This window comes from Rufibacter sediminis, from assembly GCF_014269285.1.
GTDB classification, from domain to species: Bacteria; Bacteroidota; Bacteroidia; order Cytophagales; family Hymenobacteraceae; genus Nibribacter; species Nibribacter sediminis.
This window is the reverse complement of record NZ_JACOAF010000033.1, coordinates 24,609-39,912: the sequence shown is the minus strand read 5'-3', so window position 1 is coordinate 39,912 and position 15,304 is coordinate 24,609. Positions and strand designations below refer to the sequence as shown.

The window sequence follows — 15,304 nt, the reverse complement described above, 5'->3', positions numbered from 1 at the left end:
AGTGAGGCGTGGATACGTTCAGGTGCTAGCGCTTGGAGAAATCAACGGGCACCAGGCTGCTACCGTCCACAATTTCGGCCACGTAGGTTTTCAGGGCGATGTTGTATTCCTTCTGGTACGCCTCGGTCATGTGGCGGGTGAATTCGTCCAGTTTCTCCAGTTTCACCAGGTTGATGGTGCAGCCTCCAAAGCCGCCGCCCATCATGCGGGCACCCAGCACCGCGTCTGATTCTCTCGCCTGGTCGGCCAGGAAGTCCAGCTCGGGGCAACTTACCTCGTAGTCATGTTGCAGCCCCTGGTGCGAAGCGAACATCTTCTGCCCGAAGGCGGCCAGATCTCCGCGCTCCAGGTCCTGGCAGGCTTCCTCTACCCGCAGGTTTTCTTTCACCACATAGGTGCAGCGGCGGTATACCACCGGGTCAAACTCTGCCTGGTGTTGCGTCAGCATCTCCAGGGTCACGTCTCGCAGGCTGTGGATCTGCGGGTAATGTTTCCGGAGAAGCGCCACGCCGGTTTCGCATTCCTGCCGACGGGTGTTGTACTCAGACGAGGCCAGAGAATGCTTCACCTGCGTATCGCAGAGTACAATGCGGTAGTCGTCAATGTTGAAGGGATAGTACTGATACTCCAGAGAGCGGCAGTCCAGTTTTACCACGTGGTTGTGCTTCCCGAACATGCTGGCGAACTGGTCCATGATGCCGCACATCACCAGCGCATACTCGTGCTCGGCTTTCTGGGCCATCTTCACCATGTCAAAACGTTCTATGCCGTACGCGTACAAGTAGTTGAGCGCGTACGCCAAGCCACATTCTACCGCCGCCGAGGAGGAGAGACCCGCGCCAATGGGAATGTTGCCCCCAAACACCAGATCAAAACCTTTTACCTCATAGTTGGCTTTTTGCAGCTGCGCCACCACGCCCAGCAGGTAATTCGCCCAGCCTACGTTGGTGCGCTGCACGTTGGTGAGGTCAAATTCTGCACTCTCTTCCAAATCAAAGGCGTGGGCCCGCATGGTTTGGGTGCCGTTGGGCGCAATTGCGAAATAGATTTCCTTGTTGATTGCCGCCGGCAACACAAAGCCTTCATTATAGTCTGTGTGCTCTCCAATGAGGTTTACCCGGCCGGGTGACCGGGCCACCACTGGCTCTGATTTGTATAGCTCTTTGAATTTGGCTACAATGTCTTCTACCATCTTGTCATTTTTAAGAGTAAAGGCATAGCATTTCGGAAAATGCTATGCCTCAAAAATAAACGAAAATAAAAGCCTTTAGATAGGGAGGCCCTTCTTACCAGAAAATAATGTAAAGTGCCGCCAGAATTCCGCAGACTAACACTGATAATACGGCAAAGGTAGTGGTGGTCTTGAACATGGAAGAGTCAATCTCCAGTCCTTTGGGGTTGGTCTTGCTTTTAGAATCAAATAAGGTGATGAGAATCATCAAGACCAGACAGATGACAAACACAATGCCCATGCGGTCCAGGAACGGAATCTCTGGGTACATGAACTTCAGGAAGGTGGAAAGCGGAATGGTTAACACCGCCGCCGTTAAAGCCGCCGCCGAAGTGGTGCGTTTCCAGAAGAAGCCCAGCGCGAAAATGGCAAATACCCCCGGAGAGATAAAGCCGGTGTACTCCTGAATGTACTGGAACGCCTGGTCCAGGTTACGCAGAATGGGAGCCACCAAGATGGCGATGATGAAGGAAACCACCACCGTGATTTTACCGAAGTTCACCAGTCTGGTCTCAGAAGCGTTCTTGTTGAAGAACTTGCGGTAGATGTCCAGGGTGAAGATGGTAGAGATACTGTTTGCCTTGCCAGCCAGAGAAGCCACAATAGCCGCCGTTAACGCCGCGAAAGACAGACCTTTCAAGCCAACCGGCAACAGGTTCAACAATACCGGATACGCGTGGTCTGGTTTTACGTGGCCTAACTCATTGGCCATCTCGGCCTGGAACAAGCCATTTTTGTGCAACACATACGCTGCAATACCTGGCAATACCACAATCACAGGCATCATCAGTTTCAGGAAGGCTGCGAACAAAAGGCCGCTACGGGCGGTGTTCAGGTCGGCGCCTAACGCGCGCTGCGTGATGTACTGGTTACAGCCCCAGTAGTTCAGGTTCACAATCCACATCCCGCCAATCAGGACAGAAAGTCCCGGTAAATCCATGTAGGCATCGCGGGTGCCGCCTTCGCCGTTCGGGATCATGATCTCGCCTTCAGAAAGAATCATACTGAAGTGGTCAGCGGCTTCTTTGCGCAGGAAGCCCAAGCCGTCCCAGGCGCCGGTACCGCCCAATTGGTCAGATACCAGATCCAAGGCAAGGTACGTAGTGGCTAAACCTCCTAATACCAGCACAAACACCTGGATCACGTCTGTGTAACCAATCACTTTCATCCCGCCCAGGGTAATGAAAATCGCGAAAATGGCGCAACCGTACATACAGTAGTAGAAGTCAATGCCCGTGATGGTTTCAATGGCCAAAGCTCCCAGGTACAGGATAGAGGAAAGGTTTACAAACACATACACCAGCAGCCAGAAAACCGCCATGATGGTACTCACCGCATCGTTGTACCGTTGCGATAAGAACTGCGGCATGGTGTAGATCTTGTTCTTCAGATAAATAGGAATGAAGAAGACCGCCACCACTATCAGGGTAAGAGCGGCCATCCACTCATAAGTGGAGATGGCAAGTCCCATGGCGAAACCAGAACCGGACATCCCGATAAACTGCTCCGCAGAGATGTTAGAAGCGATGAGGGAAGCCCCGATGGCCCACCAGGTCAGGGAGCCTTCTGCCAGGAAGTAATCCTTGGAATCCATCTTTTCGCCTTTTTTCTGCCGGTAAATCCAGTAACCGTAGCCCGAGACGATAAAGAAGTAAGTGAGGAAGACAATGTAGTCAATTGTTTGTAGACCCATAAAACGGAGAGTAAAGGTTTGTTTGTTGAAGCAGATGTATGCAGGGTGAAGTTATCGCTTAATTTAATATCTTTTATAATCTTCCTGCAAGAAATTGCTGTTTCCCGGGTTGCCTTTGTGATTCTTGTCGGCGGCAGGCCATGCTCACGTCAGAAGGCTTTTCAGCCGGGTTCCGGCAACTCTTTCTTTTACAGGACTGAACAAGCAATTCTTGTCGTCTGCCGCCTCTCCATGCGTTGTGCTGCTTCTTTCTGGTCAAGGTGACAAAGATTCAGCCTTGCTTATGGTCCATTTTCCGCAGACGTGCAAGGCCTCTTCGCTTCAATAGCTCTTTTCTGACTTTAAGCCTGTTCGCTTTGCCTGATTGAGGGCGCCGTTCTGTTCTGCGGCTTTCCAGGTCACGCTTGGCATTTCTAGGATAGCATTGCTGCTGAGAGGCATTTACCGCCCGCCCACCTGTGTTTCTATTGAGGTGTGGTCATCTTGTGCTGACCACAATAGTGTGCTTTTCCTGATGCAGAGCTTGCCTCTTGCAACTGTAAATAGGTTTGTTAAAGTGTTAATTTGACGTTTTAGGTATGTTTTTGTGAAAATGGCAATTAAACGTCTTTTTATAATTTGTTTGTTGAGTATCTTATACTGAATAGTAGGTATAAATACTTGAATTGTTAAATAAGTTCTGATTTTAAGACGTGACTGTATAGGATATATAATTGCCAATTTGTAAATATGTGATGTGTTTTAATATATAATTTTTACAATTTTATAAACATAAGGCACAGCTGCCAGTCAGTTGGGAAGACCAACCAAGTGTATCTCTGAAGTGAATCGCTTTCTTAACTTTTAACACTCCGTACATGAAAAAAAAGTTACCCCAAGAAGTTGAGTCAGGGTTTGAGTTTCGGCGCCAGGAGCGCGGGAAGATCAGTTGCTGGCTCTTTTTGCTATCGGTCTGCTTGCTGGTGGGTTCCTTTGCCTATGAAGCCCAGGCGCAAGGACGAACAGTTTCAGGAAGAGTGATAAGTGCGCAGGGAGAAGGGCTGGCGGGCGTTACCGTGCTGGTGAAAGGAACCAGCAACGGGGCTTCTACAGACGCCAGCGGCAATTACTCGCTTTCTTTGGCCAGCGGGCAGGAAAACGGCACTCTTGTCTTCTCTTACATCGGGTTCATCTCACAGGAGGTCCCTATCTCAGGTCAGGCAACGGTGAACATGACCTTGCAGCCAGATGAACAAACCCTGAACGAAGTAGTGGTGATTGGCTACCAGACCGTACGGAAGGAAGACTTAACGGGCGCCGTGTCGGTGGTAGATGCCAGTGATGCCCGCCGGGTTACCGCTAACACGGTGGCCGAGTCACTGCAGGGCTTGGCCGCCGGGGTAACGGTAAGAACCACCGGAGCGCCGGGGGCAGGTGCCAAGATAGACATCAGGGGGACCGGTACCTTCGGGGCCAATGAGCCGCTGTATGTGATTGACGGCATGCTGTCCAACGCTACCCCAGACTTTAACCCCAATGACATTGAGACCATTCAGGTGTTGAAAGATGCGTCGGCGGCGGCTATTTATGGGTCAAGAGCCGCCAACGGGGTTATCATCATCACTACCCGCAAAGGGAAGGAAGGCCCGCTGCAGATTGCCGGCAGCGTGAAAACCGGTATCCAGCAGTTCAGAAAACGATGGGATCTGAAGAACAGCGCTGAATTTGCCGAGCTGAACCGCCAGGCCTACACCAATGTGGGGCTCGCGCCGCAGACCAGCGTGTCAACGGAGTTTGACGCCAATGTGGATACTGACTGGCAAGAGGCCTTGATGCGCACCGGCTCTACTCAGGATTATAACCTGAGCCTTTCGGGCGGTAGCGCCACCGGAACGTATCTGGTTTCCGGAAACTACTTCAAAAACAAAGGCACCATCATTGACAACAGCTTTGAGCGGGCCAATTTCAGGGTGAATACCACCGGGGAGCGGGGCCGGTTCTCCTTTGGCGAGTTCTTCCTGTTTTCCTATACCCAGGATGATTATCTGGAAGGAGATCCCTTGGTAGAAATGCTCCGGATGCTGCCCACCATGCCTATCCAAGGAAGCCGGTACGTAGGGCCAAGCAACCCCGAGGGGTGGGCCATCGGTGACCAGACGTTTGCCAACACCTTTGGCGTAAACCCGGTAGCCTTGCAGAATCTGTTGCAGCGTGACCAGTACAACTACAGAGCCAGAGGAAACGCCTTTGTGCAGTTTGAGATATTGGAAGGATTAGCGTACAAGTTCAACGTAGGGTTAGAGTCTAGTTTCGATAATTTCAGAGGATTCCGCCGGCCGGGCGTGGTAAGGCAGAGTACGCCCAACGTGCTGGCTACCGCCGATGAAAACAGGGCTCAGTTTCTTTCCACCTTGTTTGAGCACACCGTGAACTTTGAGCGCGAATTTGGGGAGCACCGTCTCAGTGCCGTTGCCGGGGTAAGTAATCAGAAATTCCGGTATGATCAGATCTACGGCCAGAAACAAAACCTTCCGTTCAACTCGTCTGGTCAGTACTACACGGTCTTAAACCAAGGCGATAACCCCATTGTGGGCAGTTACCGGAATGAATGGGCTATTCTGGGCTATTTAGGTCGGGTCAACTACAGCTTCGCCGACAGATATCTGCTGAGCGCCTCGTTCAGAAGAGACGGCGATTCCCGCTTCGGGCCTAATTACCGGTGGGGGAATTTCCCGTCTGTGTCCGTGGCCTGGCGGGTGAGCGAGGAGCCTTTCTTCAATCTGCCCTTGGTGAGTGATTTGAAACTGAGGGCTTCCTACGGGGCGCTGGGGAACAGTGAGGTACTTTCGCCTTTCCAATATTTTGGCCGGATCAGTCCTTTCCCGAGAGCCGTGTTTGGACCCGAGCAAACAATTGCTCCCGGTGCCATCAACATCCAGTTAGCTAACCCAAACCTGCACTGGGAAGAAAAGAAAACCACCAACTTTGGGGTAGATGCGGCTTTCCTCAACAACCGGTTGAGCGTAACGGCTGAGTATTTCATCTCCAAAACCGAAGATGTGCTGACCAATTTGCCGGTGCCGCTTACCACCGGTAACGCCGCCCCGGCAGGTACTACCAGCGAGCCGCCCGTGAATGCCGCCTCCCTGCAAAACAAAGGGATAGAACTGACCACCACTTTGCGCAGCGCGGAGAAGCCATTAAAGTGGGACTTAAGCGTCAACCTCACCCACATCAAAAACGAAGTGTTGGAACTGGGTAACCTGGGAGAAGGCCGGACCTACATTCAGCGGGGAGATGCCCGTACCCAGGTAGGACGGGCCATTGGGGAGTGGTACGTGCTGAAGACCGACGGTATTTTCCAGACCCAGGAAGAAGTGGCGGCGCACGGCGTGCAGCCCTGGGCCAAGCCCGGCGACATCCGGTACGTGGATGTGGACGGCAATGGCGTGCTGGACGTGGATAAAGATAGAACCTATGTTGGTAGCCCATGGCCAGACATTCAGGGGGGCGTAGTGTTCAATGCCTCTTACAACAACTTCAGTTTCTCTATGCAATGGTACGGCGTGGCCGGCAACCAGATCTATAACCGCCCGCGCTACTGGACCGACCGCGGAAATGAAAACGCCTCTTACCGCAGCGATTACTCGCCCTGGACCCCCACTAACACCGGGACAGAAGATCCTAGGATCGGGTTCGGGAACACAGACCAGGGCATTCAGTACAACGCCAGACCTGACACCGACCGCTGGCTGGAAGACGGCTCTTACCTGCGCTTGAGAAACCTGGAAGTGGGGTACACGTTGCCAGCGGCTCTTTTGCAAGGCATCGGGTTGCAATCTGCCAGGGTAAGCCTCAGCGGCCAGAACCTGTTCACGTTCACCAAATACACCGGATTAGACCCAGACATAGTGGGGGTGAACATCTTTGAGCGTGGACTAGACAACGGCCAGTATCCTGCCTTGAGAATTTTCTCAGTGGGTGTTCAATTTGGGTTTTAAGAAGGTCAGAACTTGATTTAATTCTTACTGTGAAGATGAAAAAGATATTCAAATATATAGTCGCTTTCACGCTTGCGGGTACGGCCATGTCCTGTGAAGACACGCTGGACATAGAGAACCCCAATGAAGTAAGTGAGCAGAACTTCTGGCGGTCGGGGAGTGATGCTCTGGCCGGCGTAAATGCCGTTTACGGGGCGTTTTACCGAAACGGCACCTATGCCCGTTGGCTGCAAATCTACCTCAATCCCCGTTCAGATGATGGGTTCGCCTCCACCGGGTGGGGAGAGCTGCGCAGTACTATAGATTTCACGCAGGTAGACCTCAACTTTGAAGGCACCCGCAACACCTGGGACCATCATTACCGCGCCATCTTCCGGGCCAACCAGGTGATCGCGAATGTACCGGGCATTGAAATGGAGGAAACCCTGAAGCAGCGGTACATCGCAGAGGCGAAGTTCTTGCGGGCGCTTCATTACTTCAACCTGGTCTCCCTGTTCAGGTCTGTGCCCTTGGTCTTGCAGCCTTCCCTTCCTACAGACCTGCCCGCGCAGGCACCGGAAGCCGATACCTGGGCGCAGATAGAGCGTGACCTGACCGAGGCCGCTCCAAACTTGCCTCCTTCCTATGATACCCCCAACCTGGGGCGTGCCACCCGCGGGGCCGCCTATGCCCTCTTAGGCAAGGCGCATATGCAGCAGCGGGAGTACCAGCCGGCGCTGGCCGCTTTCAATTGGTTGGTGGAGGGCGAAGGCAGAACCCTGTATGATCTGGTGCCTAACTATCAGGACAACTTCCGGCATACAACTGAAAACAACCGCGAATCTGTGTTTGAAGTGCAGTTTGCCGGTATTCAGTCCACCACCGATGAAGATGCGCCTACCTCTAACCTGGGGAACCAGCGCGGTCCATTCTTCGGCCCCGGCCGAAGAAACCAGGGAGATGCCCAGGCCGGTTTCAATGATGTGCAGATGCGGCGGTGGGTGATCGATGAATTCATGCAGGAGAGAACAACTGCCGGGCAGATGGACCCCCGGTTGAACGTGACGGCCATCTACAACGGCAACCCGGAGACCTTCTACGGCGGAAGAACCTTCGCCCAGCTGGTCCCCGATAACCTGATGCAGGCCGCCTGGTACCGCAAATACCTCAATGACTACCACCGGAATGATGAGACTTTTGAAGGACCCATCAACTTTAGGGTGATTCGCTACGCGGATGTGCTCTTGATGTACGCCGAGTGCCTGAACGCCCTGAACCGCACCGCCGAGGCGTATCCGTATGTAGACCGGGTACGGCAACGGGCCGGTTTGGCCCGGTTGTCGGTGACCAGGCCAGGGTTGTCGCAGCAGGCGTTTATGCAGCAGCTCATGCACGAGAGAGTTACGGAGTTGACCGGTGAAAGCACCCGCTGGCTGGACTTGCTCCGTTGGGGCTACCTGGATGATGCGGCCAGAGTCAATGAGCTGAAAACCCGTGACCCTGAGTTCAACAACTTTGAGAGCCCGAGAGACAAATACCTGCCTATCCCGCAAAGCGAGCTGGACATCAACCCTAACCTGACCCAGAATTTCTAATTTCAACAAAGAGGCGAGAAAGATGCTGAAAGTGTCTTTTTCGCCTCTTTTTCTAAAAACAGGGCAAAAATGAAAAGAGCGGAAACCGGAGCGAAGAGGGTATGGAAGCCAAACCTATGGCTGTTACTGGGGTGGGTACTGTTGTTTGCGCAGTGTGGAGGAAGCGATGAAGACCCGCAGGTCACGCCTACCCCAGAGGCAAGCCCCACCTTTACCAATCCGCTGATCGCCAGCGGGCCAGACCCGTGGGTTTTTCAGCAGGGAGACACCTATTATTATACCCACACCCTGGGCAACCGCATAGGCCTTATCAAAACCAAGGCTATTTCCCAGTTAAAGGATGAACGGTTTACCACCGTCTGGACCCCGCCTGCCACTGGGGCCTATTCAAAGAACATCTGGGCGCCCGAGCTGCACCAGATCGCGGGGAAATGGTACTTCTACTTCGCCGCCGATGACGGGAACGATGCCAACCACCGCATGTACGTGCTGGAGAATGCCTCCGCCGACCCCACCACCGGTACCTGGGAATTCAAGGGCAAGATCGCCACGCCTTCAGACAAATGGGCCATTGACGGCTCGGTATTGGAGCACCAGGGCCAGCAGTATTTCGTCTGGTCAGGATGGGAGGGAGACAACAGCCCGGGTATCCAGCAAATTTACATCGCCCGGATGGCGAATCCCTGGACTCTGGAAGGAGAACGCGTCATGATCACGCGGCCTACCCTCAACTGGGAGATGAACGGGCTGGTGAACGAAGGGCCGCAGGCGCTGAAAAACAGTGCGGGCAAGCTGTTCCTGACCTACTCGGCCAGTGGTTGCTGGACCGATAGCTACGCTTTGGGCAGGCTCACCCTGCGGGATAACGGTAACCCGCTGAACCCCGATGATTGGATGAAATCGCCCACGCCCGTGCTCGCCACCAAAGCTGAGAACAACGCCTTCGGGCCGGGGCACAACGGCTTCTTCAAATCACCGGATGGCACCGAGGACTGGATCATTTACCACGCCAACTCCGCCAGAGACCAAGGCTGCGGAAACACCCGCAACCCCAGAATTCAGAAGTTCACCTGGAACGCAGACGGCACCCCCAATTTTGGCGAGCCTGCCAAAACCAATGTGCCTATCACCAGACCTTCCGGTGAAGTGCAGTAAGCATTGTTCTCTCCAGGGTGCCGGAAAAGTGTCTGCGCAGTTTTAAGCCTGTTTTCAGAATCTGAACTTAAAACCAGATTGCCGGCCACACCTGCTCTATGGCTAGGCGGCAGGGGTGGAAAGAGGCATGTTTCCAGCGGTCCACAATGTACCGCTGGCACATTGTGGACCCGGTGCGGTTCAGCAAAGACCTGCGCATTACTGTTCAGGATCTGGGCTGGCGCAGTGAACACCGGTACCTGCCGCAGCAGTCAGACATCAGCTTGGTGGTATATTGGTACCAGACAGAGCCGCACGCGCCTTTCCCCAAACTGCCGTCTAAAAACGAGCTGGAGGTGAATTAGCGGTGCGTGGCGGAGATAAGGAAAACGGCTGTTTCTTTCCTGCTCACGTGAAGTTTGTTTTTGCCCTGATTTTCAGAAAACAGGCAAGAAACCCAACGTAGAATTTACTTAGGCTGACGTTTAGAACATCAGTATATTTAAACCGAACGATTCACCTTTGCATGCACCTCTTACCAACGCTATGAAACGAAACAGTCTTTACTTGCTGGCCCTGTTTTGCTGGCTGTTTACCCAAAGTTGCACCAGAACAGGCACAGAAACAGCCTCGGGGGAGGCCCGGGAGGTTTGGTCTAAAAAGCAGGCCAATGCCTGGTATGACAAGCAAGGGTTTCTCATTGGGCCCAACTTCTCGCCCAGCACCGCCATCAACCAGCTGGAGATGTGGCAGAAGGAAAGCTTTGACACGGCTACCATTAACCGGGAGCTGGGCTGGGCCCGGACCATTGGGATGAATACGGCGCGGGTGTACCTGCATGATTTGCTTTGGCAACAGGATTCACTGGGCTTTCTTAAACGGATTGATACCTTCCTGGACATCGCGGAGCGGCACAACATCCGGCCCATGCTGGTGATCTTTGACTCCGTCTGGGACCCGCACCCCAAACTGGGCAAGCAGCGGGAGCCGCGGCCGCACGTGCACAACTCGGGCTGGGTGCAAAGCCCCGGGTACGAGGCCCTGCGCGATTCTACCCACTATCCGCGGCTGGAAAGGTACGTGAAAGGCGTCATCGGGCGGTTCAGGAATGACCAGCGGGTGCTGGCCTGGGACATCTGGAACGAACCCTACAACCTCAACGAGGGCGCTGCCTACGGCAAGCAGGAGCTGCCCAATAAGCTGACCTACGTGTTGCCCTTGCTTAAGAAAAGCTTTGTCTGGGCCCGGTCGGTGAACCCTGATCAGCCGGTGACGGCGGCGGTTTGGGCGGGCAACTGGTCTACCCATGAAGGGCTGAGTCCCATTCAGAAAGTGATGATTGAGGAATCAGACATCATCACCTTCCATAACTACGGCCCCCCGCAGGAACTGGAGGAACGCATCAACTGGCTACAGCGCTACGGCAAACCCATGATCTGCACCGAGTACATGGCCCGGCCCAACGGCAGCACTTTCCAAAGCTCTCTGCCCATTGCCCGGAAATACAACGTGGGCATGATCAACTGGGGCTTTGTGTCCGGGAAGAGCCAGACCATTTACCCCTGGGACAGCTGGGAAAAGCAGTACACTGCCGAGCCGCCGGTCTGGTTCCATGACATCTTCCGGGCAGACGGCACCCCGTACAGCCAGGCCGAAGTGGACCTCATCAAAAGCATGACCCAGGTGAAGGCGAAGGCCAAGCAATAGGGGAGAAATCTGCTTAACCTGTTTTGCGCCTGTTTTTCATAAAAGGGGCATAAAACAACATCAGCCGGAAAGCACTGGAGCAGCGGCTCCGGCAGCAATCCTCAAAGGATTACCCTTCTTAAAAAGGAGCCGATAATCGGAAGCATGAAGCAGCATTTCTGGAAGATACTAGTGGTGGTGATGGGCCAGGCCGGGCTACTGGGGTGTAAATCCAGTGCCGTGCTGGAAGCTCCGGCAGAAACCCAGGCCGGGAAGACCGATGCCGCGCTGTATTTCACCAACCCCGTCATGGACGGCGCAGACCCCTGGGTGTGGAAGCAAGACAGCGTGTACTATTCCTGCGGATCGGGCAACGGTACCATCTACGTTTCCCAGTCCACCAAACTGACGAAGTTGGGCGAACGGGTGCCTGTCTGGAAAGCGCCTTCCACCGGTTGGAATGCGCACAACATCTGGGCTCCGGAAATCCACTTCCTGCAAGGCAAATGGTACATCTACTATGCGGCGGGCAAAGACCCGGGCGGGCCGTTCATCCACCAGCGGTCCGGGGTGCTGGAATCTACCACCGGCAGCCCGTTTGGGCCGTACGTAGACAAAGGCATGCTGTACACGGGAGACAGTTTGCAGCATCCGGGCACGGCCAAATGGGCCATTGATCTATCGCCGTTTTACTTGAATGGGCAGCTGTACGCCGTGTGGTCTGGGTGGGAGCAGAACGCCGCCACTGATAGAACCAAACAGCACCTCTACCTGGCCAGAATGAGCAATCCCTGGACCATCAGTTCAAACCGGGCCAAGATCTCGTCGCCCACGCAGCCCTGGGAGACGGGCGGAGAACTGGATCTGAACGAAGGTCCTGAACTGCTGAAGAAAAACGAGAAGGCGTTCCTGATTTACTCCTGCCGCGAGTCCTGGCTAAAAGAGTATCGGTTGGGGCAACTGACCTTATCCGATACCTTGGCTGATCCCATGCTGGCGAGTAACTGGACCAAGTCAGACGGACCGGTTTTCCAGAGCACCGCCGAGGTGCTGGGCGTGGGACATTGTAGTTTCACGACCTCGCCGGATAATACCGAAGACTGGATTCTGTACCACGCGAAGAAATCGGCGCAGCCGGGCTGGCAACGGGACATCCGGATGCAGAAATTCACCTGGACCGCTGATGGGTTTCCGGTGTTCGGGGAACCGGTTTCTTCCGGGGTGCCTATCAAGGTGCCATCCGGCCAAAAGGAGTGACTGAAACTTACCTTGCCTGCGCCGTACTTTTCAAGGTGTGGGGTTGAAAATAAACCAAGCAAACGGACTTAGCTTCTGCCTATGAAAAAGAACCTGTATTTCCTTTCGGCCTTGACTTTGGGGCTGCTGACCTTTGGCTGCAACAGAAACCAGAGCACGGCTTCTTCAGATGCTGCTACAGCCCCGGTGGCTTCTACCCAGGCGGTCACCTACAGCAACCCCGTACTGCCCGGCGACTACGCAGATCCGTCAGTGGTGCGGGTGGGCGATGATTACTGGGCCACGGCCACCTCGTCTGAGTGGGCGCCGCTGTACCCCATCCTGCACTCCAAAAACCTGGTGGACTGGGAAACCGTGGGCCATGTCTTCCCTGACAAACTACCCAACTGGGCCGAGGCGCATTTCTGGGCACCTGAGATTTCCTATGAGAAGGGCAAGTACTACATCTACTACACGGCCAAAAAGAAAGGCGGCAATTTGTGCGTAGGTGTGGCCAGCGCGACCAAGGCTACCGGCCCTTACACCGACCTGGGGCCGCTGGTGTGCCAGGAAGTGGGTTCCATTGACGGTTTCCCCATTCGGGATGAAAAAGGCGATCTGTACCTCATCTGGAAGGAAGACGCCAACAGCGTGGGCAAACCTACCCCCATGTGGGGCCAGCGCATGAACGAGGAAAGAACCGCCCTCACCGGCGAGAAGTTTGAGTTGTTCCGGAACGAGAAAGGCACTTGGGAAGGTGGTCTGGTGGAAGGCCCGGCGCTGGTGAAGCGCAATGATTATTTCTACCTCTTTTACGCCGGTGATGCCTGCTGCGGCAGATCATGTACCTATGGCGTGGGCGTGGCCAGGGCCAAGAGCATCAGAGGGCCATGGGAAAAGTATGCTCAAAACCCCATCATGAAGAAAAACGAAGCGTGGACGTGCCCCGGCCATGGCACCGTGGTGTCTGACGGCAAAGGCCGCGATTACTTCCTGTACCACGCCTACAGCGCCAACAGCACAGTGTATCCCGGTCGGCAGGGATTATTGGACGAGATTACCTGGGGCAGTGACGGCTGGCCGAGGTTCCAAAACGCGTCTCCTTCGTTAACCGCCATCGCGCCTTACAACACCAACGCCCAGGACGAACGTAACATTCAGGACGAATTCACGGCCGCCAAACTGGCTTCCTCGTGGCAGTGGTTTGTAGAGCAATCGCCTACCTACAGTGTGCAGACAAGCCAGGGCGGGCGGTTGCTGTTGCAGGCTTCGCCCGATAAAATAGGTAGCGTGTTGAGTAAGCGCACCGTGGAAGCCGACTACACCGCTACTGCGGCCATCAACCAGCGCCAACTCAGCAAAGGAGTGGCGGCAGGCTTGGCTGCGGTGGGAGATCCGCAGAACGCCATCGGGGTATCGGTGCAGAACGGGGAGATCTCGCTGTGGACCGTGAAGGAAAACAAAGAAACAGTGCACGCCAAAGTCCCAGCCCCGTCCTCAGACCTAATCCAGTTCAGACTCACCGCCGCCAAAGGCGATCAACTGCAATTCGCCTGGAGCCCCGACGGCACCACCTGGACACCGCTGAACGAAGGCAAGCCGCTCAACGGTGATTTCCTGCCACCCTGGGACCGTGGCGTGCGGATTGCCCTAACCGCCAAAGGACCGGCTGGCGCTACCGCCGCATATGAATGGTACCGCTTGGCGCATTAAAAGGGTAAAGCAAAGCCGCATTCTTAAGGAATCAGATTTGCTTTAAAATTCAAGAGCCGTTTATCGCCTGTTTTAAGCAAAACAGGCGATAAACGGCTCTTCTGGCAAATAGGCGATTTGGAGATAAATGTAGGGGCAATCCCTTGTGGTTGCCTTTTCGGTGCTCACAGCAAAGGGCAACCACAAGGGATTGCCCCTACATCAAATAATGTGGAGATACTCATGGAGACAAACCATGCCTTGTCTCCATGAGCATCTCCTACTGTTTTAGGGCTGATTTTCTGGAAACAAGCCCTAAAACAGAAATGCGCCGGTTAAGACTCCATGTTGGCGGTGAGGTGGTGGTAGTCTTTGATGACGGTTTTCAGAAACTCACGGTCAGTCATGTTGGGTTGTACGCCCATGACTTCTTTGGCGCGGTCAGCGATGCGGATCAGGAGTTCCTCGTTCTTGTGCTCAATGGCTTTGCTGAGAAGTTTCCGGATCAGGGCCATGTCTTTGTCTGAGAGAACGGCTACCTCGGGGAAAACAATGGTGTAATCTTCCTCCAACTGCACCTGAAACAGGTTCTTCCGCTTGACGGCGGTGGTCTTGATCACGCTGGTGCCCGCCGCCAGATCGCCCAGGCGCTGGCCTTTACCGGTGATCACAATGGTGGCAATGGCCACGATGCCGTAAAACCAGATATCCAGGGTCCGGAAAACCCACCGCAGCAGGTAATCGCCCACGCTGGGCGACTGTCCGCTCAGCTTGATCACCTTGATGTCTTTGGCTCTTTTCCCCAGGCTCTGGCCATTCATGAAGATCTCGCAGACCAGGTGGTAAAAGGTAAAAGGCAGCAGCGCGATGACCACAAAGACAATGGAGGTAGCCGTGGACGGAGAGCCGGGGTTGATGACCGTGAAAAAGAACAGCAGGCAGATGGTGATCCACCCGAAACCTACCACGCCGTCAATCAAATACGCCAGAATTCTGTCTCCTACGCTGGCAATCTCATACTCAACCTCCACGTTCTGGGTGGTCCTGATTTTAATGGTCTCCATTTACTTCCGCAACT

The 15,304-nt window shown here is 54.3% G+C and carries 10 protein-coding genes; 7 read left to right on the top strand and 3 right to left on the bottom strand.

The features are described from left to right. Positions 1-25: 25 nt before the first annotated feature. Together H7U12_RS14785 and H7U12_RS14780 are read right to left on the bottom strand one after the other, a co-directional pair. Positions 26-1,192 (bottom strand): galactokinase, encoded by a 1,167-nt coding sequence (locus H7U12_RS14785; protein ID WP_186639353.1) that lies wholly within the window; start codon positions 1,190-1,192, stop codon positions 26-28. A gap of 94 nt (positions 1,193-1,286) precedes the next feature. Continuing rightward, positions 1,287-2,924, bottom strand: a complete 1,638-nt coding sequence (locus tag H7U12_RS14780; protein WP_186639350.1) for a sodium/sugar symporter — start codon at positions 2,922-2,924, stop codon at positions 1,287-1,289. Between the two features lie 857 nt (positions 2,925-3,781). On the opposite strand from H7U12_RS14780, the gene H7U12_RS14775 reads away from it, so the two are divergent. The 7 genes from H7U12_RS14775 to H7U12_RS14745 all read left to right on the top strand — a co-directional run bounded on the left by H7U12_RS14775 (position 3,782) and on the right by H7U12_RS14745 (position 14,247). After that, positions 3,782-6,904: a SusC/RagA family TonB-linked outer membrane protein gene (locus H7U12_RS14775; RefSeq protein WP_186639346.1), complete on the top strand. Its 3,123-nt coding sequence runs from the start codon at positions 3,782-3,784 to the stop codon at positions 6,902-6,904. A gap of 35 nt (positions 6,905-6,939) precedes the next feature. After that, positions 6,940-8,478, top strand: coding sequence for a RagB/SusD family nutrient uptake outer membrane protein (locus tag H7U12_RS14770; RefSeq protein ID WP_186639343.1), 1,539 nt, complete (start codon positions 6,940-6,942; stop codon positions 8,476-8,478). Between the two features lie 69 nt (positions 8,479-8,547). After that, a complete protein-coding gene (locus H7U12_RS14765; protein WP_186639341.1) occupies positions 8,548-9,633 on the top strand; it encodes a glycoside hydrolase family 43 protein in 1,086 nt (361 codons plus the stop codon). Positions 9,634-9,731: 98 nt separating this feature from the next. Then, positions 9,732-9,977 carry a DUF2961 domain-containing protein gene (locus H7U12_RS14760; RefSeq protein WP_186639339.1) on the top strand — a complete coding sequence of 82 codons (246 nt, stop codon included), beginning with the start codon at positions 9,732-9,734 and terminating at the stop codon, positions 9,975-9,977. A 181-nt stretch (positions 9,978-10,158) separates the two neighbouring features. Further along, entirely contained in the window at positions 10,159-11,319 is a 1,161-nt protein-coding gene (locus H7U12_RS14755; RefSeq protein WP_186639337.1) for a cellulase family glycosylhydrolase, read from the top strand. A gap of 144 nt (positions 11,320-11,463) precedes the next feature. Further along, the gene (locus H7U12_RS14750) at positions 11,464-12,555 is read left to right on the top strand and encodes a glycoside hydrolase family 43 protein (protein WP_241749423.1); all 1,092 of its coding nucleotides are present in this window, start codon (positions 11,464-11,466) and stop codon (positions 12,553-12,555) included. An 81-nt stretch (positions 12,556-12,636) separates the two neighbouring features. Further along, complete coding sequence (locus H7U12_RS14745) at positions 12,637-14,247, top strand: family 43 glycosylhydrolase (RefSeq protein WP_186639335.1); 1,611 nt, start codon at positions 12,637-12,639, stop codon at positions 14,245-14,247. A gap of 314 nt (positions 14,248-14,561) precedes the next feature. Here H7U12_RS14745 and H7U12_RS14740 read toward each other — a convergent pair whose 3' ends face one another. Next, complete coding sequence (locus tag H7U12_RS14740) at positions 14,562-15,290, bottom strand: RDD family protein (RefSeq protein WP_186639333.1); 729 nt, start codon at positions 15,288-15,290, stop codon at positions 14,562-14,564. Between the last annotated feature and the right edge of the window lie 14 nt (positions 15,291-15,304).

What these genes read in the sequence shown, in the direction of transcription:
- H7U12_RS14785 (WP_186639353.1), bottom strand. Translation starts at nt 1,192, where the DNA reads ATGGTAGAAGACATTGTAGCCAAATTCAAAGAGCTATACAAATCAGAG.
- H7U12_RS14740 (WP_186639333.1), bottom strand. Translation starts at nt 15,290, where the DNA reads ATGGAGACCATTAAAATCAGGACCACCCAGAACGTGGAGGTTGAGTAT.
- H7U12_RS14745 (WP_186639335.1), top strand. Translation starts at nt 12,637, where the DNA reads ATGAAAAAGAACCTGTATTTCCTTTCGGCCTTGACTTTGGGGCTGCTG.
- H7U12_RS14755 (WP_186639337.1), top strand. Translation starts at nt 10,159, where the DNA reads ATGAAACGAAACAGTCTTTACTTGCTGGCCCTGTTTTGCTGGCTGTTT.
- H7U12_RS14765 (WP_186639341.1), top strand. Translation starts at nt 8,548, where the DNA reads ATGAAAAGAGCGGAAACCGGAGCGAAGAGGGTATGGAAGCCAAACCTA.
- H7U12_RS14770 (WP_186639343.1), top strand. Translation starts at nt 6,940, where the DNA reads ATGAAAAAGATATTCAAATATATAGTCGCTTTCACGCTTGCGGGTACG.
- H7U12_RS14775 (WP_186639346.1), top strand. Translation starts at nt 3,782, where the DNA reads ATGAAAAAAAAGTTACCCCAAGAAGTTGAGTCAGGGTTTGAGTTTCGG.
- H7U12_RS14760 (WP_186639339.1), top strand. Translation starts at nt 9,732, where the DNA reads ATGGCTAGGCGGCAGGGGTGGAAAGAGGCATGTTTCCAGCGGTCCACA.
- H7U12_RS14750 (WP_241749423.1), top strand. Translation starts at nt 11,464, where the DNA reads ATGAAGCAGCATTTCTGGAAGATACTAGTGGTGGTGATGGGCCAGGCC.
- H7U12_RS14780 (WP_186639350.1), bottom strand. Translation starts at nt 2,924, where the DNA reads ATGGGTCTACAAACAATTGACTACATTGTCTTCCTCACTTACTTCTTT.